This window comes from Bradyrhizobium sp. SZCCHNR1017 (assembly GCF_032381375.1).
In the GTDB taxonomy this organism is placed as follows: Bacteria; Pseudomonadota; Alphaproteobacteria; order Rhizobiales; family Xanthobacteraceae; genus Bradyrhizobium.
Window position 1 is genome coordinate 147227 of sequence record NZ_JAUHIR010000012.1, and the last position, 21878, is coordinate 169104.

The 21878-nt window shown below is 66.7% G+C and carries 16 protein-coding genes; 1 reads left to right on the forward strand and 15 read right to left on the reverse strand.

The genetic code is table 11. The features are described from left to right. Positions 1-117 precede the first annotated feature (117 nt). From ligA to murC, 10 genes are all read right to left on the reverse strand, one after another. The gene (ligA, locus tag QW863_RS26355) at positions 118-2265 is read right to left on the reverse strand and encodes an NAD-dependent DNA ligase LigA (RefSeq protein ID WP_315769150.1); all 2148 of its coding nucleotides are present in this window, start codon (positions 2263-2265) and stop codon (positions 118-120) included. A gap of 107 nt (positions 2266-2372) precedes the next feature. After that, entirely contained in the window at positions 2373-4046 is a 1674-nt protein-coding gene (gene recN, locus QW863_RS26360; protein WP_315769151.1) for a DNA repair protein RecN, read from the reverse strand. Between the two features lie 125 nt (positions 4047-4171). Then, on the reverse strand, positions 4172-5062 hold the full coding sequence (locus QW863_RS26365) for an outer membrane protein assembly factor BamD (protein WP_315713426.1): 891 nt from the start codon (positions 5060-5062) through the stop codon (positions 4172-4174). Between the two features lie 391 nt (positions 5063-5453). Then, positions 5454-6413 (reverse strand): UDP-3-O-acyl-N-acetylglucosamine deacetylase, encoded by a 960-nt coding sequence (gene lpxC / locus QW863_RS26370; RefSeq protein ID WP_315713427.1) that lies wholly within the window; start codon positions 6411-6413, stop codon positions 5454-5456. A gap of 346 nt (positions 6414-6759) precedes the next feature. Continuing rightward, positions 6760-8598 carry a cell division protein FtsZ gene (ftsZ, locus tag QW863_RS26375; RefSeq protein WP_315713428.1) on the reverse strand — a complete coding sequence of 613 codons (1839 nt, stop codon included), beginning with the start codon at positions 8596-8598 and terminating at the stop codon, positions 6760-6762. Between the two features lie 90 nt (positions 8599-8688). Next, positions 8689-10008 (reverse strand): cell division protein FtsA, encoded by a 1320-nt coding sequence (ftsA, locus tag QW863_RS26380; protein WP_315713429.1) that lies wholly within the window; start codon positions 10006-10008, stop codon positions 8689-8691. Continuing rightward, on the reverse strand, positions 10005-11054 hold the full coding sequence (locus QW863_RS26385; RefSeq protein ID WP_315769153.1) for a cell division protein FtsQ/DivIB: 1050 nt from the start codon (positions 11052-11054) through the stop codon (positions 10005-10007). The genes ftsA and QW863_RS26385 overlap by 4 nt, the downstream gene beginning before the upstream one ends. 288 nt (positions 11055-11342) lie before the next feature. After that, a complete protein-coding gene (locus QW863_RS26390) occupies positions 11343-12344 on the reverse strand; it encodes a D-alanine--D-alanine ligase (RefSeq protein ID WP_315769155.1) in 1002 nt (333 codons plus the stop codon). Positions 12345-12413: 69 nt separating this feature from the next. Beyond that, positions 12414-13337 carry a UDP-N-acetylmuramate dehydrogenase gene (gene murB / locus QW863_RS26395; protein WP_315769157.1) on the reverse strand — a complete coding sequence of 308 codons (924 nt, stop codon included), beginning with the start codon at positions 13335-13337 and terminating at the stop codon, positions 12414-12416. A 202-nt stretch (positions 13338-13539) separates the two neighbouring features. Beyond that, on the reverse strand, positions 13540-14943 hold the full coding sequence (gene murC, locus QW863_RS26400; protein ID WP_315769159.1) for a UDP-N-acetylmuramate--L-alanine ligase: 1404 nt from the start codon (positions 14941-14943) through the stop codon (positions 13540-13542). A gap of 359 nt (positions 14944-15302) precedes the next feature. On the opposite strand from murC, the gene QW863_RS26405 reads away from it, so the two are divergent. Continuing rightward, entirely contained in the window at positions 15303-16040 is a 738-nt protein-coding gene (locus tag QW863_RS26405) for a carbonic anhydrase (protein ID WP_315769162.1), read from the forward strand. Positions 16041-16044: 4 nt separating this feature from the next. Here QW863_RS26405 and QW863_RS26410 read toward each other — a convergent pair whose 3' ends face one another. From QW863_RS26410 to mraY, 5 genes are all read right to left on the reverse strand, one after another. Beyond that, on the reverse strand, positions 16045-16854 hold the full coding sequence (locus QW863_RS26410) for a hypothetical protein (protein WP_315769164.1): 810 nt from the start codon (positions 16852-16854) through the stop codon (positions 16045-16047). A gap of 74 nt (positions 16855-16928) precedes the next feature. Further along, the gene (gene murG / locus QW863_RS26415; protein ID WP_315713437.1) at positions 16929-18032 is read right to left on the reverse strand and encodes an undecaprenyldiphospho-muramoylpentapeptide beta-N-acetylglucosaminyltransferase; all 1104 of its coding nucleotides are present in this window, start codon (positions 18030-18032) and stop codon (positions 16929-16931) included. Positions 18033-18077: 45 nt separating this feature from the next. After that, positions 18078-19229, reverse strand: coding sequence for a putative lipid II flippase FtsW (gene ftsW, locus QW863_RS26420; RefSeq protein WP_315713438.1), 1152 nt, complete (start codon positions 19227-19229; stop codon positions 18078-18080). Between the two features lie 85 nt (positions 19230-19314). Continuing rightward, positions 19315-20715: a UDP-N-acetylmuramoyl-L-alanine--D-glutamate ligase gene (murD, locus tag QW863_RS26425; protein ID WP_315769166.1), complete on the reverse strand. Its 1401-nt coding sequence runs from the start codon at positions 20713-20715 to the stop codon at positions 19315-19317. 1 nt (position 20716) lies between these two features. Beyond that, complete coding sequence (mraY, locus tag QW863_RS26430) at positions 20717-21823, reverse strand: phospho-N-acetylmuramoyl-pentapeptide-transferase (RefSeq protein WP_315713440.1); 1107 nt, start codon at positions 21821-21823, stop codon at positions 20717-20719. Between the last annotated feature and the right edge of the window lie 55 nt (positions 21824-21878).

Here is a 21878-nt window from a genome sequence, read left to right on the forward strand (position 1 = left end):
CGAAGCGTCCTGGCTTCATGACAAATGCCTCTGGAATACTGGATCATCCGCTTTCGCGGATGATGACAATTGTTGAGGTCGCATCCAGCATCTGTCGCAACCAACACCGCGGAGCTGCTACTCCCCGATCAGCTGCAGCCACTCGTCCTCGGTGAGCACCTGCACGCCGTGCTTCTGCGCGTCCTTCAGCTTTGATCCCGCGCCGGGACCGGCGACGACGTAGTCCGTCTTCTTCGACACCGAGCCCGAGACTTTCGCGCCGAGCCGCTCGGCGGTCGCCTTGGCCTCATCGCGCGTCATCTTTTCCAGCGTGCCGGTGAACACCACGGTCTTGGTCGCGATCGGCGAATTGCGCTTCGGCTTCTCCGCGTCGAGGATCTTCACCTCTTTCGTCAGCCGCTCGACGATGCCGCGATTGTGGTCCTCGCCGAAATAGGCGGCGACGCTCTTGATCACGGTGTCGCCGATCTGGTCGAGCGCATCCATCTCCGCGATCGCCTCCTCGTCGCCGTTGGCGACCTTGAGACAGGCTTCGTGGAACGCATCCCAGGAGCCGTAGCCCCGCGCCAACGCCAGCGCCGTGGTCTCGCCGACATGGCGCATGCCGAGCGCAAAGATGAAGCGCTCCAGCGCGATCTCGCGCCGCGCGTCGATGGCATTGAAGAGATTGCGCACCGAGGTCTCGCCATAGCCCTCGATCTCCTCGAGCTTCAGCTTGGCGTTGCGCGCGGCCAGCGTGAAGATGTCGGCGGGCTCCTTGACCCAGCCCTGGTCGAAGAAGAATTGGATCTGCTTCTCGCCCAGGCCGTCGATGTCGAAAGCGCGGCGCGAGGCGAACAGCTTGAGGTGCTCGATCTTCTGGAACGGGCAGGCGAACTCGCCGGTGCAGCGGGCGCGCGAGCCCTCCTCGCCGGTCGCAATCTCCTCCCGCACGACGTCGGTATGCAGGGGGCACGGGCACGTCTTGGGGAAATGGAATTCCTTGGCGTGCTTCGGCCGCTTGTCGATGAGGACGTCGACCACCTGTGGGATGACGTCGCCGGCGCGCTGGATCACGACGGTGTCGCCGATCCGGATGTCGCGGCCCTCGCGCAGAACCTCGCCCTTGTTGCCGATCCCCTTGATGTAGTCCTCATTGTGCAGCGTCACGTTCTGCACGATGACGCCGCCGACACCGACCGGCTCAAGCTTGCCGACCGGCGTGAACGAGCCGGTGCGGCCGACCTGGATCTCGATGTCCTTGAGCACGGTCATGGCGCGCTCGGCCGGAAACTTGTGCGCGATGCCCCAACGCGGCGTGCGCGACACGAAGCCGAGCCGCTCCTGCCAGTCGATGCGGTCGACCTTGTAGACGACCCCGTCGATGTCGTAGTCGAGCTCGGCACGCTGCTCCTCGATGTGACGATGGAACGCGATCAGTTCCTCCACCGAGTGGCAGAGCCTGATGAGCGGATTGGTCGTGAAGCCGCAGCGCTCGAACCATTTGATCATGCCGCTCTGCGTCTCCGCCGGCATCGCGCTCATTTCACCCCAGGCATAGGCGAAGAAGCCGAGGGGACGCGAGGCGGTGATGGCCGGATCCTTCTGCCGCAGCGAGCCTGCGGCGGAGTTGCGCGGGTTGGCGAAGATGGTGTCGCCCGCTTCCTTCTGGCGCTCGTTGAGCGCGAGGAAGGCCTGCTTGGTCATGTAGACCTCGCCGCGCACTTCGCAGATGTCGGGCAGGTTGCGGCCGTGCAGCTTGTGCGGCACGTCCTTCAGGGTGCGGATGTTGGCGGTGACGTCCTCACCCTCGGCGCCGTCACCACGCGTCGCGGCGGTGACCAGCTCGCCGCCCTCGTAGCGCAGCGACATCGACAGCCCGTCGATCTTCGGCTCGGCCGAGAAATCGATGCGATCGTCGGCAAGCTTGAGGAAGCGCGCAATGCGGCCGACGAAGTCGCGCACGTCCTCCTCGGCGAAGGCGTTGTCGAGCGACAGCATCGGCACCGCGTGCCGCACTTTCTTGAACCGGCCGGAGGGCGCCGCGCCGACCTTCTGCGACGGAGACTCGCTGCTGACGAGCTCAGGGAAACGCTTCTCGATCGCATTGAAGCGGCGACGCAGCTCGTCATAGGCGGCGTCCGAGATCTTCGGCGCGTCATCCTGATAATAGAGCCTGTCGTGGGTCTCGAGCTCCAGCGCCAGCCGTTTCCATTCCACCTTGGCCTGGGCCTTGGTGAGATCGGCAACGTCGATGGGCTGCTTCGGTTTTGCTGTCTTGGGCATGCGTATGATCTGCTCGTCGTTGCGGGACGGCCCGGAGGCCGTTCCGAAACGACGGTGTACACAATGCGCACGCCGGAGCCAAAGCGTTCGGCCCGCTCCGTTTCCAGCTACGCCGCCGCAGCCTCCAGCAGCCGGTCGGCGGCGGCGCGGGCTTCGGCGGTGACCTCGGCGCCGGCCAGCATGCGGGCGATCTCCTCGCGGCGGTGCAGGGTGGCGAGCGTGTTGACCCGGGTGACGACACGCTTGCCGCGATCCAGCGCATCCTTGGAAATCAGGAGATGCTGGTCCGCCCTGGCCGCGACCTGCGGCGCATGGGTCACGGCCATCACCTGAACCCGGTGCGCGAGCCGCGCCAGCCGGGCGCCGATGGCATCCGCGACCGCGCCGCCAACACCCGTGTCGATCTCGTCGAACACCAAGGTCGGCGCCGAGCCGCGGTCGGACAGCACGACCTTGAGCGCCAGCAGGAACCGCGACAGCTCGCCGCCCGAGGCGACCTTCATCATCGGGCCCGGCCGCGTGCCCGGATTGGTCTGGACCCAGAACTCGACACGGTCGATGCCCTCCGGCCCCGGCGCCTCGGCGTCGCTGTCGACCTGGGTCATGAACTTGGCGCGCTCCAGCTTGAGCGGGGCGAGTTCGGCATGGACGGCCCGGTTCAGCTTCTCTGCCGACTTGGTCCGCGCCGCCGACAGCTTGGCCGCCGCCGCGGCATAGCGCGCATCGGCTGTTGCCGCCGCCGCCTCCAGCTTCTTCAACTGCTCGGCGCCGGCATCGATCAGGACGACATCCGCGGCATATTTGGCAGCCAAGGCCGCCAGCCCATCCACCGGCGTCGAATATTTGCGCGCAGCCGCGCGCAGCGCGAACAGCCGCTCCTCGATGCGCTCCAGCTCCAGCGGATCGAAATCGGTGGCCGCGAGCGCCACCGTCAGATGCTGATCGGCCTCCTCCAGGGCGTTGATCGCCGAATCGATCGCCTTCACCGCCGGATCGACCAGCGCGGGCGAGCTGACCGCGCGTCGCTCCAGCCGGCGAACGGCCGCGGCCAGCGCGGCGATCGGCGACTGGTTGCCGCTGACCGCATCCTGCGCGTCGCGCAGATCGCCTGCGATCTTCTCGCCCTGCATCATGGCCGTGCGGCGGGCGGCGAGCTGCGTCTCCTCGCCCTCCTTCGGCGCCAGCTTCTTCAGCTCGTCCGAGGCATGCCGCAGATAGTCGGCCTCGCGGGCCGCGCGCTCCATGCCCGCCCGGTGCTCGTCGAGCGCCGTGACCGCGGTCCGGCGGGCCGCCCAGAGGGCCTCGACCGCGGCGACGTCCTTCTCCAGGCCCGCAAAGGCATCCAGCAGCCGGCGGTGGGTGGCGGCATCGACCAGCGCACGTTCATCATGCTGGCCATGGATCTCGACCAGGGTGGCGCCGATCGCTTTCAGCGTCTGCACGCTGACCGACTGGTCGTTGATGAAGGCGCGGGTGCGGCCGTCGCCGAACTGGACGCGGCGCAGGATCATCTCGCCATTGGCATCCAGGCCGTTGGCGGCGAGGATCCTGGCCGCGGGATGATCCTTGCCGATCTCGAACACGGCCGTGACCTGCCCCTGGTCGGCCCCGTGGCGCACCAGGCTGGCGTCGCCGCGACCGCCGAGCGCGAGAGCGAAGGCGTCCAGCAGGATCGACTTGCCGGCACCGGTCTCGCCGGTCAGCACCGCAAGTCCATGGGAGAATTCGAGATCGAGTCGTTCGATCAGGACGATGTCACGGATCGACAGTCGCGCCAGCATGGAACCGAAGTCCTTCGTAACGGGGCGGAACGCCCCTGAGCGAACGACTTGATGCTAGCAGCAAATAGAGAACAAAACAAGAATATAGAACAAAGCCAGATCAAACGAGCGATCCGGCCGATTGCTCAGCCCAGGCCGAGCTTCTTGAAGGCGCGCGAGATGTAGGAGCCCTTGTTCTCCTCGGGCTCGACGCCGCCCGACTTCACGAGATTGTAGGCGTCCTTGTACCACTTGCTGTCGGGGAAATTGTGCCCGAGCACGGCCGCCGCGGTCTGGGCCTCGCCGACGATGCCGATCGTCATGTAGGCCTCGGTCAGGCGATACAGCGCTTCCTCGACGTGCCGCGTGGTCTGATACTGCGTCACCACCGCCTTGAAGCGGTTGATGGCGGCCGTGTAGTCGCGCTTCTGCATGTAGTAGCGGCCGACATCCATTTCCTTGCCGGCGAGCTGGTCGCGGGCGCCCTCCATCTTGGCCTTGGCATTGGTGGCGTATTCGGAGGTCGGATATTTACGCACCACCTCTTCGAGGGAGGCGATGGCCTTCTCGGTCCGGCCCTGGTCGCGGCTGATGTCCGGGATCTGGTCGTAATGCGAGGCAGCAATCAGGTATTGCGCATAGGCCGCGTCCGGGCTGCCCGGGTGCAGGGTCACGTAGCGGGTGGCGGCGCCGATGCAGCCATCGTAGTCGCCGGCCTGATAGGAGGCGTAGGCCGACATCAGCAGCGATTTGCGGGCCCAGTCGGAATAAGGATGCTGGCGGTCGACCTCCTCGAACTTCTTGGTCGCGCCTTTGACGTCCTTCTTCTCGTTCATCAGGTACAAGCCCTCATTGTAGAGCTTGTCCGCGGGCTCATCGACGAAGGTGTCGTCCTTGGCGAGGAACTTGTCCCAGAGTCCGCCGGTGCCGCAGCCGCTCAACGGCAGCGCCAGCAGGATCAGCGACGCGGCGAGCCGGAGCCGGCCGATGCTTGCTGCGGGATGACGGAGGTCGCGCGTGAGACGCTGTATCGACATGCTTCTTTGGAACCCGATGCCTGTGATCTGATCTACGCCGTGCACCATGAAGGTCGCTTCATGACCGCGAAGGAAGAGCCCCGCCAGTGGCACGCATCACGCGGCCCCGGCCTCTCTAGCCGAAAACACTTCATCAACCAACCGCATAGGAAGCCAATCCGCCCGGATTAAGGCAACACCGAGGCTGCCGCCACGCATCATGGTTACCGCTGAAGAAGCCGTTGGAAAACATCGAAATGCCGATGATCCAGCCACGGAGAAGACGTGGCCAGTAACAAACATTGACAAAAAAGCAGCCGGAAAAAACCGAACGAAGTCGAAAGCAAAGCTCCCGGCAATGTCGCGCGTCGCGCAACCCCGTCGACGGATCAGCCGAGCGGCAGGACGACGCTCAGGACACGTCCGGGCCGTAGGCCGGCGCAACCATGCCACCGACCATGCCGCCAACGACCTCCGCGGCCACGCGGGGACGCCGCACGGTCTCGCCTTCGACGATCCGCCAAGCCGTGCGATCCGCCATCAGAGCAGTCAGCACCGCATGGTTGAGCTTGTGACCGCCACGGACCGAACGATAGGTTCCGAGCATCGGCAGGCCGGCCAGCGCCAGATCGCCGATCGCATCCAGCACCTTGTGGCGGGCGCATTCGTCGGCGTAGCGCAGACCTTCGGGATTGAGCAGGCGGTCCTCGTCGAACACAAGCGTGTTGTCGAAGGACGAACCGAGCGCGAAGCCGGCGCTCCACAGTCGCGACACGTCGCTCATGCAGCCGAAGGTGCGGGCGCGGGCGATCTCGCGGCGGAAGCGCTCGGGGCTGAGCTCGAAATGATAGGCTTGGCGGCCGATCACGGGGTTGGTGAAATCGATTTCGGCTTCGACCCAGAAGCCGGAGCTGTTTGGACGCAGCTCGCCCGTGGAGGCGCCGATGGTCACCTGGACCGGCTTGAGCACCTGAATGTAGCGCCGCGGAGCCGACTGATTGACGATCCCGGCCTGGTCGATGGCAGCGACGAACGGTGCCGCACTGCCATCCATGATCGGAACCTCGGGACCATCGACCTCGATCAGCGCATTGTCGACACCCATGCCGCGCAGCGCGGCGAGAACATGCTCGGCGGTGGACACCAGCGGACCGTTGCGGTCACCGAGCACCGTCGCCAACTCGGTGGCGATCACCGAGCCGAAGGACGCCTGGACCTCGCGGTCGGCGCCATCGAGGCCGGTGCGGAGGAACACGATCCCCGCATCGATCGGCGCAGGCCCGATCGTCAGGCTGACAGGCGCGCCAGAGTGGACGCCTACACCGGTGACGGTGGCTTGCGAACGAAGCGTTGTTTGCCGGCTGAATTTCATCGACGATCGCCCAAGACCCCGCCTGATCCCTCGTCAGCCCGCCCCTCGCGAACCGACTCACTTTCAGGCATCCCCAAGTCACGGCAGAACTTAACGAGAGCCCCAAAGAGCGCCAACTCACGCTTCTTTACGGATTGTTACCCCATCTCTGCCGTATTCGCGCCAACCCTTAACCAAACTGGAACGAGGCCTTAACCCTCCCGGTTCCCGATCTAAACACCGAAAGAATAATTAATCATTTAAAATCAGTTAGTTGAACGGCAATCACGGAGCCCCGGCGGCCCATGGAAAAGGCCCGGCTCTCGCGAGCCGGGCCTGTTCAGCACCATCAGGGCTGTAACAATTCTCAGGTTGCCTGCCGGCGGAGGAAGGCCGGGATATCCAAATGGTCGTCTCCCTGTGGCGCCGGGGACACAGGCGCAGGACGGCCATGGACGTCCAGACCCTGCGGCGCGGGACGGCGGGCATATTCCGAGACAGGCGATTCGTGGCTCGCAACCTGCTGAGCAACGTTCCGCTGCGGCTTACGTTCCGGCAGGGGCGGCATCTGCGGCATGGCAGGACCCGCGGTCCGCACCGGCAGCGGCGGCTCGGCGTCCTCGTCCCGGCGGCCGAGACCGACATTGGCGAGACGCTGCAGCAGCGACATTCGGGTCTTCTGCGGATGCTCGTCGCCCTCGTCGCCCCTCGCCTGACGGATCTCGGCCTGGGCCGGCATCGGCAGGTCCTCGAACTTGGGCATGCGCGGCGCGCGGACCGGAACCCGCTCAGCGGCCTGGGGAATGAAGGTCTCGGGCGGGGCCGCCGGCTCGATCGGAGCCGCGCGCTGCGCCTCGGGCTCCGGGAACAGGGACGGCTTCTGCGCAATCGGGCGGACCGTCACGTCGCCATAAGAGGCTGCCGGCGCCGGGGCAGCCGAGGGCGCGGGCTCGCTTGCCATTGCGGCTGCAACGGCGGCCAGCGTGTCGCGCTCGAGATTCGGCGCCGGACGCGGCGCAGGCGCCATCGGCGCGGGCGCCGCGGCGGCGACGGCCGGAGCCTGCGACGCCTGCTGCTCGAGCTTGGCGGCGCGTTCAGCCAGGCGCTGATTGTCGGCGCGCAGGCGCGCAGTCAGATCGGCGAGGCGGCTTTCAGGGAGACCCGCGGCAGCGGTCGGGGCGGCGGCAATCGGAGCGACAGCCGCCGCCGGCTGTGAGGTCGTGACGTTCCGGTTGAACTGCGCCTGCTCGATGCCGGTCGCGACCACCGAGACCCGAATCAGCCCGTCGAGCGATTCGTCGAAGGTGGCGCCGACGATGATGTTGGCGTCCTGGTCGACCTCCTCGCGGATACGGGTCGCAGCTTCGTCGACCTCGAACAGCGTGAGATCCTTGCCGCCGGTGATCGAGATCAGGAGGCCGCGCGCGCCCTTCATCGACGAATCGTCGATCAGCGGGTTGGCGATGGCGGCTTCGGCGGCAGTGAGCGCGCGCTTGTCGCCGGAGGCTTCGCCGGTGCCCATCATCGCCTTGCCCATCTCACGCATGACAGCGCGGACGTCGGCGAAGTCGAGGTTGATCAGGCCTTCCTTGACCATCAGGTCGGTGATGCAGGCGACGCCGGAATAGAGCACCTGGTCGGCCATCGCGAAGGCGTCGGCGAAGGTGGTCTTCTCGTTGGCGACCCGGAACAGGTTCTGGTTCGGGATGATCAGCAGCGTGTCGACGACCTTGTGCAGCTCGGAGATGCCCGACTCCGCGGTGCGCATGCGGCGCGCGCCCTCGAAGTGGAACGGCTTGGTGACGACGCCCACGGTGAGAATGTTCATCTCGCGCGCGGTCTTGGCAATGACCGGAGCTGCACCGGTGCCCGTTCCGCCACCCATGCCGGCGGTCACGAACACCATGTTGGCGCCCGAGAGATGATCGCGGATCTCGTCGATCACCTCCTGCGCGGCGGCGGCGCCGACGTCCGGCTGCGAGCCGGCGCCGAGGCCTTGGGTCACCTGCGTGCCCATCTGGATGATGCGCTGAGCCTTGGACATGGTCAGCGCCTGCGCGTCGGTATTGGCGACCACGAAGTCCACCCCCTGCAGGCCGGCCGTGATCATGTTGTTGACGGCGTTGCCGCCCGCGCCGCCGACACCGAACACGGTGATCCGGGGCTTCAGCTCGTGGATATCAGGAGGGGTAATAGTGAGTGCCATGATTGCCTCTCGATCACGCGCGGGTGGGTTCGCCCCGGCCGCCGGCCGCGGTTGGTGTTGTTGAAAATCGCATGGGGTGGAAACCGGTCATCAGAAGCCCTCGCGTAGCCATCGTCCGACCTTTCCGAAGTAGCCGTCGGTTCCTGTCCCGACCTGCCGCGTATGCCGCGGTTCGACGTGTTCCAGGTGCGCGTATTGCGGATAGACCAGAAGCCCGGTGGGCACCGCGAAGGCGGCGTTCTTGGCCTCGTTGGGGAGACGGCCGAAACCGAGCGGACGGCCGACGCGCACCGGGCGGTCGAGGATCCGGGTCGCAAGCTCGACCAGCCCCGTCAGCTGGGAGGCGCCTCCGCTAAGGACGACGCGCGCCTTGGGTTCTGCCGCAAAGGGCGAATCCTTCAGCCGGTCGCGGACCATTTCAAAAATCTCCTCTGCGCGGTGCCTGACGATGTTCGCGATGGTGGCGCGGGACACGATCTGCGGAACATCCCGCTCGTTGTCACCGGCCGTCGGAACAGACATCAACTCACGCGCGTCGGACCCGCCAGTCAGCACCGTGCCATATAACGTCTTGATTCGCTCGGCATCTGCAATGCACGCTGATAGTCCGCGCGCAAGATCCATGGTCACGTGATGCCCGCCGAGCGCAAAACCGGAGGCATGGACGAAGCGGCCGCCGGAATAGATCGCGATCGTCGTGGTGCCGGCCCCCATTTCGACCACCGCCGCGCCGAGATCGGCCTCGTCGTCGGTCAGCACCGACAACCCGGCAACATACGGGCTTGCCGCCATGGCCTCGACGTTGAGATGGCAACGCTCCACCACGAGCATCAGGTTCTTGGCCACGGTGGCGTCGGTCGTGACCACGTTCATGTCGACGCCGAACTGCCGCGCCAGCATGCCGCGGGGGTCGCGGATGCCCTTCACGCCATCGAGCGTGTAGCCGACGGGCAAGGCATGCAGCACCGCGCGCCCGTCGCCGGTGGCGTGGTGCATGCCGGTTGAGGTCACGCGGCTGACATCGGCCTGGGTCACGGCGCCGCCGCGAATGTCCGAGGTGGCCTCGATCAGATGGCCCATGACGCGGCCGCCGGCGACCGGCAGCAGCACGGACTCGACCCGCACCTTGGCCATGCGCTCGGCCAGCGCGACCGCCTGCCGCACGGCCTGCTCGCATTCGACGGGATCGACGACGGCGCCCGCCTTGACGCCGCGCGACTGGATCTGGCTGTAGCCGATCAGCTCGACCGTGTGGGTGCGGCCGCGCAGCGCGTCGCTGGGCGGCGCCGGCTTCAGCCGCGCGATCATGCAGGCGATCTTGCTGGTGCCGACATCGAGAGAGGCCACAAGCGCGGTGCGCTTCTGGCCCATCGGGCGCGTCTTCGGAGTCTGGCGATCGAAGCCGGTCATGCGTCACCGGCCTTCTTCTTGGACTTCTTGTCCTTGAACAGCTCGTCGTGCGCCTTCGCTGCGTCCTCGGACAGTTGCACCGTCAGCCGGTCCGACAGCCGCAAGTCGATGGCGACGATGTCGCGCGAGAACAGCTTGTCGTCCTGGTCGAGCTGGGTCAGGGTCGCGAGCGCATTACCGACATCGTGCTCGGGCAGGCGAATATCGAGGCCGTCCTTGGTCCGCAGGTTCCAGCGACGCTCGCCGACGAACACGGCGGCCTTGGTAACCGCGCGCACCTGCGGGTAGCGGGCGAGCAGCGCCAGGAAATCACGCGCCCGGCTTTCGGCTCCCTTGCCGACCACGAGCGGCAGGGTCAGGAAACGGCGCGAGACATATTGCTCGAGCACGGCGCCGTCATCGGCGATGACCGAGAGGCGGCCCTCCTGCTGCCAGAGCGCGAACGCCTTGCGCTCGACGACGTCGATCTGGAGCTGGTTCGGAAAGAACTTCTGCACCGTGGCGTCGGCGATCCAGGGGTTGGCCTTGAGCCTGTCGCGCACGGCGGCGGCATCGAGGAACAGCAACGAGGAGCGGCCGGTGACGCCGCCGACGGCGAGGATCTCGTCCTGGGTGAGCTGCTTGCGGCCATTGATCGCCACGGCCGTGATGCGGAAGCCGGCCGCATTGGCCAGGGCATTGCGGGTGTCGGACAGGGCCGCGCTGACGTCCTGGGCGTGGCCGCCCTTGACGATGCCGAGCCAGACGCTGCCGAACAAGAGCACCACGGTCGCCACGGTGCCGAGCCGGCGCGGCAAATAGCGCTCGACGAGCTCGACCACGCGCGGCGGCGCCTCGCGCTCGACCATCGGCGCGCGCGCGGCCTGCATCGACGCCAGATCTCTTCGGCTCGACCGCCTGCCTTGCTTCGTGCCGCCGTGCGCGAAGCCGATACGCGGAAGGCGGGCCGAGACATACTCGCGCAGCAGGATTGCCGCGCCAAGGGCAGCGGCTTTCAGGTTCGCTTGAGGCCTCTGCGATCGAGCGAGGCGTCCTGCACCATCCATTGCACGAGCTCATCAAACTGTTGCGCCCGCAGATACTCGCGGACCCACGCCTGCGCTCCCGGCCGGCCGGACGCTGGTGACGTCGCGATGCGTGACGTCACCACCCGGCAGCCGAGCACCACTGAGGCGCCAGCGTTAACCTTCGGACGTCCTGGTAAACAAAAAGTAAAATCGGTCCGGAGAGACGAATTTTTTCTCCGATTTATGAGGACCTTGCCCGGAATTCTTAAGCATTTTACGGGTTACAGGAACCACCGGGAGACGCCGGGCCGGGTTCCTGCGGGGCGTCTACCGAACGCCGGATCGACGGCTGCGCCCCTCCGCCAAGGCGATCTGCTGATTGAGGAAATCGACAAAAGCGATCCCCTGCGCCGCGAGCGCCTTGGGATACAGCGAGGCCGCGGTCAGCCCGGGCAGCGTATTGGTCTCGAGATAAACGGGACCATTGGCCGAGACGATGAAGTCGGTCCGCGAATAGCCGCCGCAGGACAGCGCGCGATGCGCCTTGATCGCCTCCGTCTGCAGCGCGACCGTCACCTCCGGACTGAAGCGGCCGGGACAGATCTCCTTCGTCGCCGCGGCGAGGTACTTCGCGAAATAGTTGAAGGCGCCGTCGGCGGGGAGGATCTCGATCGGCGGCAGCGCGATCAGCGAGCCGTCTACCTGTTCGAGCACGCCGCAGGTCGCTTCCGTCCCGGTGACGAACGGCTCGATCAGATACTCCTCGGTCGCGGCCGCCGCTTTGACGGCAACGAGGTCCTGGCTGGCGTTGACGAAGATCAGCCCAAAACTCGATCCGTCCTTCACCGGCTTGGCGATCAGCCGGCCGTAGCGCGCCAGCGCCGCTTCGGCGTCATCGAACGCGACGCCCTCGGCCGCTGTGACCCCGCCGAGCACGGCGAAGCGCTTGGCGGCAACCTTGTCGAAGGCGAGGTGCGAGGCGGCCGAGCTCGAGCCGGTGAACGGCACGCCGCGAAGCTCGCACATCAGTTGAAGCTCGCCATTCTCCGCCCGGCCGCCGTGGAGACCGAGCACCAGAACCCGATCCTCGGCCCTGGCGCGATCGAGCGCCTCGGCGAGCGTGCCGATACTCTCACCATCGGCGGTGAACGGCTCCTCGAACGGCTTGGCATGAGCCATGAGCGCCAGGCCGCTCGCCTGATGCACCGTGTCGTCGGCCTCCCAGAACCAGAGGTCAGCCTCGGGCAGCGCGGCATGCAGCGCTTTGGCGCTGGCGACCGAGACGAGGCGCTCCTTGTTGGAGCCGCCGAACAAAATCGTGGTGCGCATCAATGTCTTCTCGGTTGATCTCACAACCGCAGTCGCGATTGCGCTGACGTCACTTGAGCAGGGGGGCGATCAGCTCGCCTTGACTCCGATCCGCTTGATCTCCCACTGCAACTCGATGCCCGAACTCGCCTTGACCCGCTCGCGCACGGTCTCGCCGAGAGTCTCGATGTCGTCAGCGGTGGCGTTGCCGGTGTTGATCAGGAAGTTGCAGTGCATTTCTGAAACCTGGGCGCCGCCGACCTTGAGACCGCGGCAGCCTGCGGCATCGACCAGCTTCCAGGCGGAATGTCCCGGCGGATTCTTGAAGGTCGAACCGCCGGTCTTCTCGCGGATCGGCTGCGCCGTCTCACGATGCGCCTGCACCTCCGCCATGCGCGCCCGGATCGCCTCCGGCGCCGACGGCGTGCCGCGGAAGCGCGCTGCGGTGAAGATCAGCGACGGATCGGCGCCGCTCGCGCGATAGGTGAACTTCATCTCGGCATTGTTGAAGCGGTGCGTCTTGCCATGGCGGTCAATCGCGATCGCCTCGACCAGGATGTCCTTTGTCTCGCCGCCATTGGCGCCGGCATTCATCCGCAGCGCGCCGCCGATCGTGCCGGGAATACCGAACAGGAATTCCAGGCCCGCGAGATTGGCCGACGCCGCGATCTCGGCGACGCGCTTGTCGAGCGCGGCGGTGCCGGCGGTCACGATATCGCCCTCCGCCTTGACCTCGCCGAACGCGCGCGGCGCCAGCCGAATCGCGACGCCCGGCACGCCGCCGTCGCGCACGATCAGGTTGGAGCCGACGCCGATGACGTAGAGCGGCAGATCACTGGACAGGTGCTTGAGGAAGTAGGCGAGGTCATCGGCATCCGCCGGCGTGAACAGCACCTGCGCCGGTCCGCCGACGCGAAACCAGGTGAGAGGTGCGAGACTCTCGTTGGCGAGCAGCCGCCCGCGCAGCTCCGGCATTGCGGCTTTGAGCTCGGGCGTAATGTCGGGGAAACTCACGCGGCTGCTCTCACATCGTGCGCCGGCATCGTCAGGGTCGGCACGCACTCTCCGTTCCCTCCCCCCTTGTGGGGGAGGGTCAGGGAGGGGGGTGAGCCCCAGGTGCCGGCGCTCGTGGTCCCCCCCTCTCCACCTCTCCCCCACAAGGGGGGAGAGAGCAGAGTATGCCGCGTAGCTGCCAGCTCGCCCAACGACACCGCCCTCACCCCAGCGCCTTCAACTCGCCGGGCAGCGCGTAGGCCCATTGCGTGATGTTGCCGGCACCGAGGCACACGACGAGGTCACCGGGCTTGGCGAGATCCTTGACTATCCCGGCGAGGTCGGCGGCCTTCGGCAGCGGCACCACGTCGCGATGGCCGTGGGCGCGCAGGCCCAGAACGAAGTGATCGCGATCGATGCCCTCGATCGGCGCCTCGCCGGCCGGATAGACGTCGGCGACGACGACCGCATCGGCGTCGTTGAAGCAGGTGCAGAACTCCTCGAACAGCGATTGCAGCCGGGTGTAGCGATGCGGCTGCACCACGGCGAAGACCTTGCCATTGGTGGATTCGCGCGCCGCCTTCAGTACCGCCGCGATCTCGACCGGATGGTGACCGTAGTCATCGATCACGGTGACGCCATTCCACTCGCCGGTGCGGGTGAAGCGGCGCTTGACGCCGCCGAAGCCGGCAATCGCCTTGCGGATGGCCTCGTCGGACAGGCCGAGCTCGCGCGCGACCGCGATCGCCGCCGTTGCGTTCGAGGCATTGTGCCGGCCTGGCATCGGCAGCGCGATGTCGGCAATCTCGTGCGTCTCACCGCTCTTGCGGTCGCGGAACACGACCTTGAACGACGAGCCGCCGCCCATCGGCGCGAGGTCGACAAGGCGGACATCGGCTTGCGGGTTCACACCGTAGGTGATGATGCGGCGGTCCTCGATCTTTCCGACCAGCGTTTGCACCACCGGATGATCGATGCACATCACGGCGAAGCCGTAGAACGGCACGTTCTCGACGAAGGCGCGGAAGGCGTCCTGCACGGCGTCGAAGGTCTTGAAGTGATCGAGATGCTCGGGATCGACATTGGTGACGATGGCGACATCCGCCGGCAGCTTCAGGAAGGTGCCGTCGCTCTCGTCGGCCTCGACCACCATCCATTCGCCGGCGCCGAGCCGCGCATTGGTGCCATAGGCATTGATGATGCCGCCATTGATGACGGTCGGATCGAGCCCGCCGGCATCGAGCAGCGCCGCGACCATCGATGTCGTCGTGGTCTTGCCATGGGTGCCGGCGATGGCGACGCAGCTCTTCAGCCGCATCAGCTCGGCCAGCATCTCGGCACGCCGGACGACGGGAATGCGCTGGGCGCGCGCCGCCATCAGCTCGGGATTGTCGCGCTTGATGGCGGTCGAGACGACGACGACGTCGGCACCCGCGACGTTCTCGGCCTTGTGGCCGACGCTGACGGTGATGCCCTTCTCGCGCAGGCGTGCGACGTTCGCATTGTCCGAGGCGTCCGAGCCCTGCACGGTATAGCCGAGATTGCACAGCACCTCGGCGATGCCGCTCATGCCGATGCCGCCGATCCCGACGAAGTGGATGGGTCCGATCTCGCGCGGCAGTCTCATGGGGGCATCTCGTCTCAAGGGTTCCGGGCGCCCGGCGGGAGGGGAGCGGCCGCGAATCATCAGCCCTTCTTGCAAGACATGACCGACCTGGACAAGTGCGGCCAGGCCGTAAGAACTGCCAAATTCGCAGCCGTTCGCCCGATTTTGGCCGATTTTGGCAGCCCAGCCGGCGCGATCGGCCAGGAGTTCCCGCTCGATCCCACCTTTCACAAATTGTTAAGCGCGATCCCACGCTGCCCCCTCCCAACAGGATACCTGCAATTTTTGCGCGCTCACCGCGTCAGTTCGCGTGGCATGAGTAGCGGGCGGCCGGCGTGCCGGGCACGCATATTTCAATCTTTGATGGAGAACCCTCGCCGATGTGCTCGCTGTGTGAAACGCACCCTCCCGTATTGTCCCGGCGCCGGCTGCTCGGCGGCGGCGCAGTGCTGGCTGCCGCGGCGGTCGGCGCACTTCCGGCGTTTGCCAAAGAAGCCAAGCAGGCGAGCGACAGCGCGATGCCCCCCAACGCCATCTCTCCGGACGACGCGATGAAGCGCATCGTCGATGGCAACGCGCGCTACGTCGCCGGCAACCTCGACAACAAGGATTTCTCGGCCGGCCGGGCAGCGCGCGCCGCGGCCCAATACCCGATCGCCGCGATCGTGAGCTGCGCCGATGCCCGGGTCGCCCCCGAGCTGGTGTTCGATCAAGCGCCCGGTGAGCTGTTCGTGGTCCGGGTCGCCGGCAATTTCGTCAACGACGACGGTCTCGCCAGCCTCGAATATGGCGTCAAGTTCCTCGGCACGCCTCTCGTGTTGGTGCTCGGTCACAGCGGCTGCGGCGCCATCGATGCGACGATCAAGGTACTCAAGGACGGCACCAAGCTGCCAGGCCACCTGCCCGCACTGATCAATGCGCTCAAACCCGGCGTCGAGGCTGCGATCGCGAAGAAGCCGCAGGATCTGCTGGCCGAAGCCACCGCGGAGAACGTGCGCAGCAACGTCCGGCGCCTGTCGACCGCCAAGCCGATTGTCGGCCGCATGGTCGCCGAAGGAAAGGTGAAGATCGTGGGCGGCATCTATGACATCGGCACCGGCCGGGTCACGATGATCTGACGCCTCAAGCTGGCCGCAGCACGCGATCCGCACGCGCGGCTGCGGCCGCGAGCCAACACACTTGGTGGCAGAACCAGGCCTCCACGGAGGCCACGAAACCCGGCGTCAGCATCAGATGCCGGCGCCCGTCGCCGAAGCGGAGCAGACCGCGCCCCTCCATGGTCGTCAGGAGATTGCGGATATGGGAGCGCGAAACGCCGAGCGAGCTCGCAAGCTCCGCCGTCGAAATCGCGACGGCCTCGCGCCCAACGGCGGACCGGGCGACGAGCGTCAGCGCCAGATGGATGCCGCTGTCATGCTCGTCGGTCCAGGCGAGATCGGGAAATCCCGTCAGGGGCCGATTGTCGCGGCACAGCCAGCTCGCACATTGCCGGATCGTCTCCGCATAGAACGCGGCGTCATCCTGCAGACGAAGGCTCAGTCCGCCGGCATGCGTCAATCGGGCGTGGCAATCCAGATGCATGGCAAGCCAGCCTCGCAGCCCCTCAAGGATGACGGGGCCGGGCACCAGGTAGCGGAGACGGGCATCCTCGGGATCGCGCTCGACGGTCACCAGCGACAGACCGCGCAACACCGCGACGAACGCCGCCGTCTGCCGCGGACCCGGCAGTCGCCTCTGCAGGCGTGTCAGGGTTGGCCGCTCGACCGGCTTGCGCGCCGACATGTGCATCATCACGATGTGCGCGGCGATTTCCGTCGGAGCGCGCTGACCGAACAGCTTGATCATCAGGCGTTGACCGCGCAGCGGCGCAATCAGCCGGTCGCAAAATCCGACGAGCACAGGCACAAAGGACGGATGGCGCCGCAAGTGCATCGGATGATCGTCAAGCAGGATAGCGCCATCGTCGGAGCTCCGGTTCATCATGGGATCACCGTGCGCTTGCGCGACTAGAGCGCCGCAGTCCTGATCACGAGATCGGCCAGCCGTTCCGCGGCATCGAGCCGCCCGGCTGTGCGCGCAGCCTGGGCCATCGCGGCGAGACGCGTCGGCTCGGCGGCGAGCGCCGAGATCTCGGAAGCCAGCCTGTCGGAGGTGAATTCGCTCTGCACGATCCGGATCGCGGCGCTCGCGTCCGACAGCACGCCGGCATTCGCGAACTGGTCCTGGTCGATGGCGCCCGGCAGCGGCACCAGGATCGAGGGCCGGCCGATCGCGGCGAGTTCGGCCACGGTGCCGGCGCCGGAGCGCGAGATCACGAGATGATTGGCGGCAAGCCGCGCCGGCAGGTCGGTGAAGAAGGGTTGCAGGTCGGCATTGATCTTCAGCCGGTCATAGACCGCGCGCACCCGCGCCATGTCCTCCTGGCGCACCTGCTGGGTCAGCACCAGACGGCCCCACAGCGCCGGCTCCAGCCGCTCGATCGCGCCGGGCACGATGTCGCTCATGATGCGCGCGCCCTGGCTGCCGCCGACGACGAGCAGCCGCAGCGGCCCGGCGGTCTCCGGCGGGACATAGGGCACGCCCGCGGCTTCGAGGATTGCAGGTCGCATCGGGGTGCCGACCGTGGTCGTCTTGCCGGCCAGCGCAGGATCGCGGTCCAGCACGCCCGGCAACGAGGTTGCAATCGCCTTCACATGCGCGGACAGGAAACGATTGGCGCGGCCGAGCACGGCATTGGCGTCGTGGATCAGGCTGGGCACGCCGGCGAGGCGCGCCGCCAGCAGCGGCGGCACGGTCGGATAGCCGCCGAAGCCGATCACGGCCGCGGGCTTGAGCCGCCGCATCAGGTTGAAGGCCGCGATGGTGCCGGTGCCGAGCAGCAGCGCGGTGCGCGCGAGCGCGACCGGGGAGCGGCTGCGCACCGTCTCGCTCGGCACCACGTCGATCATGTCCTTGGTGAACAGGCCGCTGTAGCGCAGCGCGCGCGCGTCGGTGACGAGACGGACGCGATAGCCGCGCCTGATCAGCTCGACGCCGAGCGCTTCAGCGGGAAACAGATGGCCGCCGGTGCCGCCGGCCGCGAGCAGAATGAGAGGCGCGGTTGAGGTCATGCGCTGATGTTTACAGGCAATGTCTCGTCATTGCGAGCCAGCAGCCTAAGCGTAATTGCGCAGCGCGCCGGCTGCGTCGCCGGCCTCGAGCTCCATCCGCGGCCGCTGTCGGGTCAGCGCCAGCATCATGCCGACGCCATAGGCCAGCGACACGATCGAGGAGCCACCGTAGGAGATGAAGGGCAAGGTCATGCCCTTGGCCGGGATCAACTGCAGATTGACCGAGATGTTGATGGCCGCCTGGATACCGAACAGGATCGCGAGGCCCGAGGCCGCGAAGCGCGCAAAGCTATCCTCGGTCGCATAGGCACGCGACAGCGTGCGGATCACGATGAACGCAAACAGCGCGACCAGCGCCAGGCACAGGATGATGCCGAACTCCTCGGCAGCGACCGCGAACACGAAATCGGTGTGGCTGTCCGGCAGGCTGCGCTTGGCGATGCCCTCGCCCGGCCCCAGCCCGAACCAGCCGCCGTTGGAGAACGCCTCCATCGCGGTGTCGACCTGGAAGGTGTCGCCGGAGGCCGGGTTCATGAAGCGCTTGATGCGGCCGGCGACGTGCGGGACCAAGAGATAGGCGCCGAACAGGCCGGCGGCGGCGGCGCCCGCGAGGCCCGCAACCCAGATCATGCGCATGCCGGCGATGAAGAACAGCGAGCCCCAGACCATCAGGATCAGCATGGTCTGGCCGAAATCCGGCTCCATCACCAGGAGCGACACCAGCATCAGCAGCAGCACCAACGCCATCGTGGTCGCCGGCATGTCGGGCCGCCGCGCGGATTCCGAGAACAGCCAGGCGGAAACGACGACGAAGGCCGGCTTCGCCGCCTCGGACGCCTGGATGTTGACGCCGATCAGCGTGATCCAGCGCCGCGAGCCCTTCACCTCCGGGCCGATCGCGAGCGTCAGCACGATCAGCACGATGGCGATCGCGAACACCACCAGCGCGCTGCGCCGGATCTGGCGCGGCGACAGGAAGGAGACGCCGATCAGCACGATGAACGACGGCAGCAGGAACAGGACGTGGCGGTTGAAGAAGTGGAACGGATCGAGCCCGATCCGGGTCGCCACCGGCGGGCTGGCCGCGAGCGACAGGATCACCCCGCACAGCATCAGCGCGAGGATGGAGCCGAGCAGCGGCTTGTCGACCGTCCACCACCAGTCGGACAGCGGATTGCGTTCTTCACGGGAGAGCATCGGGCGTCCACCTGAGCCGAATATTCGGCCCATTGGCGCCCAGGATGGTTATCGAAGGGTTAAGAAAATCGCTGGCAACGCTGCCTCAGGCCACCCGCTCCACGCCCGGTAGCGCCTGCACCAGGTCGCGGAAATGCGTGCCGCGGATTTCGAAGTTGCGGAACTGATCGAAGGAGGCGCAGGCCGGCGACAGCAGCACCACGACATCCTTCAATCCCGAGGCCTCCGCATCGGCGGCCGCCTGGGAGACCGCGACCTCCAGCGTGCCGGACATGTCGTGCGGCACCTTGTCGCCCAGCGTGCCAGCGAACTCCGCGGCCGCCTCGCCGATCAGATAGGCCTTGCGGATGCGCGGGAAGAAACCCGCGAGGCTGGTGATGCCGCCGGCCTTCGGTTTGCCGCCGGCGATCCAGAAGATGTCGGCGAAGGACGACAATGCGTGCGCGGTCGCGTCTGCGTTGGTGCCCTTGGAGTCGTTCACGAACAGCACGTTGCCGCGACGGCCGACCTGCTCCATGCGATGCGCCAGGCCCGGGAAGCTGCGCAGCCCCTGCTGCAGCACGTCCTCCTTCACACCGATCGCGAGCGCCGCGGCGGCGGCGCAGGCCGCATTCTGAGCATTGTGCTGGCCGCGCAGCGAGCCGATGCCGCCAAGCCGGGCGACCTCGCTGCGGGCCCCGCCTGCACTGCACACAATCGTCTCGTGCTCGACATACAGCCCGTCCGCCAGCGGGTTCTTCACCGAGATGCGCACGACGCGCTTGCCGGCCCGGTCGAGCCGGTCGGCGATCGCGCGCGAAAAACCGTCGTCGACGCCGACGATCGCGGAGCCCTTGGACTGGACATTCGCCACCAAGCGCTCCTTTACGGCCGCGTAGTTCTCGATCGTGCCGTGCCGGTCGATGTGGTCCTCGCTGACATTGAGCAGGATGCCGACGCTCGGATCGAGCGATGGTGTCAGGTCGATCTGGTAGGACGACATCTCGATGACGTGGACGCGGCCCATGCGCGGCGGCTCGAGGGACAGGATCGCCGTGCCGATATTGCCGCCCATCTGGGTGTCGTAGCCGGCGACGCGCATCAGATGCGCGATCAACGCCGTCGTGGTCGATTTGCCGTTGGTGCCGGTGATCGCGACGAACGGCGCATCCGGCGCGTGCCGCCTGCGCTCGCGGCAGAACAGCTCGATGTCGCCGATCACCTCGACCCCGGCCTCGCGCGCCTTCAATACGGTCCAATGCGGCACGGGATGGGTCAGCGGCACGCCCGGCGCCAGCACCAGCGCGGCGAAGTTCGCCCAGGAGACGGTGCGCAAATCGGCGGTGATGAAACCCGCCTTCGCCGCTTCCGTCATCCGATCGGCGCCGTCGTCGGCAGCGATCACTTCGGCGCCGCCGGCCCGCAGGGCATGACACGAGGCCAGCCCCGAGCCGCCGAGCCCGAACACGGCGACGGTCTTTCCGGCAAATGCGGTGACGGGGATCATGTCAGCGCAGCTTCAGCGTCGAGAGACCGACCAGCGCCAGCATCACCGAAATGATCCAGAACCGGATCACGATCTGCGGCTCGGTCCAGCCGAGCTGCTCGAAATGGTGGTGGATCGGCGCCATCTTGAATATGCGCTTGCCGGTCAGCTTGAACGAGGCGACCTGCACGATCACCGACACGGCCTCCAGCACGAACAGGCCGCCGATGACAGCCAGCACGATCTCGTGCTTCACCGCGACCGCGATCGATCCGAGCATGCCGCCGAGCGCCAGCGAGCCGGTGTCGCCCATGAAGATCGACGCCGGCGGGGCGTTGAACCAGAGAAAGCCGAGGCCCGCGCCGAGCACCGCGCCGCACAGCACGGCAAGCTCACCAGTGCCCGCGACATAGTGGATCTGCAGGTAGTCCGAGAACACCGCATTGCCGGCGAGATAGGCGATCAGGCCGAAGCTGGCGGAGGCGATCATCACCGGCACGATTGCCAGGCCGTCGAGCCCGTCGGTCAGGTTCACGGCATTGCCGGCGCCGACGATGACGAACGCTCCGAAGATGACATAGAGCCAGCCGAACTTGATCACCAGATCCTTGAAGAACGGAATGGCAAGCCCGGTCGAGGACGGATCGCGCCCGAGCCGCACCAGCGCGTAACAGGCGACCAGAGCGATCGCAGCCTCGATCAGCAGACGCAGTCTGCCGGCAAAGCCGGAATGCGACTGCTTGGTCACCTTCAGATAATCGTCATAGAAGCCGACGAAGCCGAAGCCGAGTGTCACCGCGAGCACGATCCAAACATAGGGGTTGAGCGGATTGGCCCACAGCACGGTGGAGACGACGAGGCCCGACAAGATCATCAAGCCGCCCATCGTGGGCGTGCCCTTCTTGCTGATGATGTGCGATTGCGGGCCGTCGGTGCGGATCGGCTGGCCCTTGCCCTGGCGCAGGCGAAGATGATCGATGATCCAGGGCCCGAACAGGAACACGAACAGCGCCCCGGTGACGACGGCGCCGCCCGTACGGAACGTGATGTAGCGGAACACGTTCAGCAATCCGCGAAAGACGGACAGGCTCGGAAACGTATTCGTCAGCTCGATCAACCAGTAGAACATCCAACCCGCCTATGCCGCCTCACCGAGACCGCGAACACGAATTCGGTCGCGAATC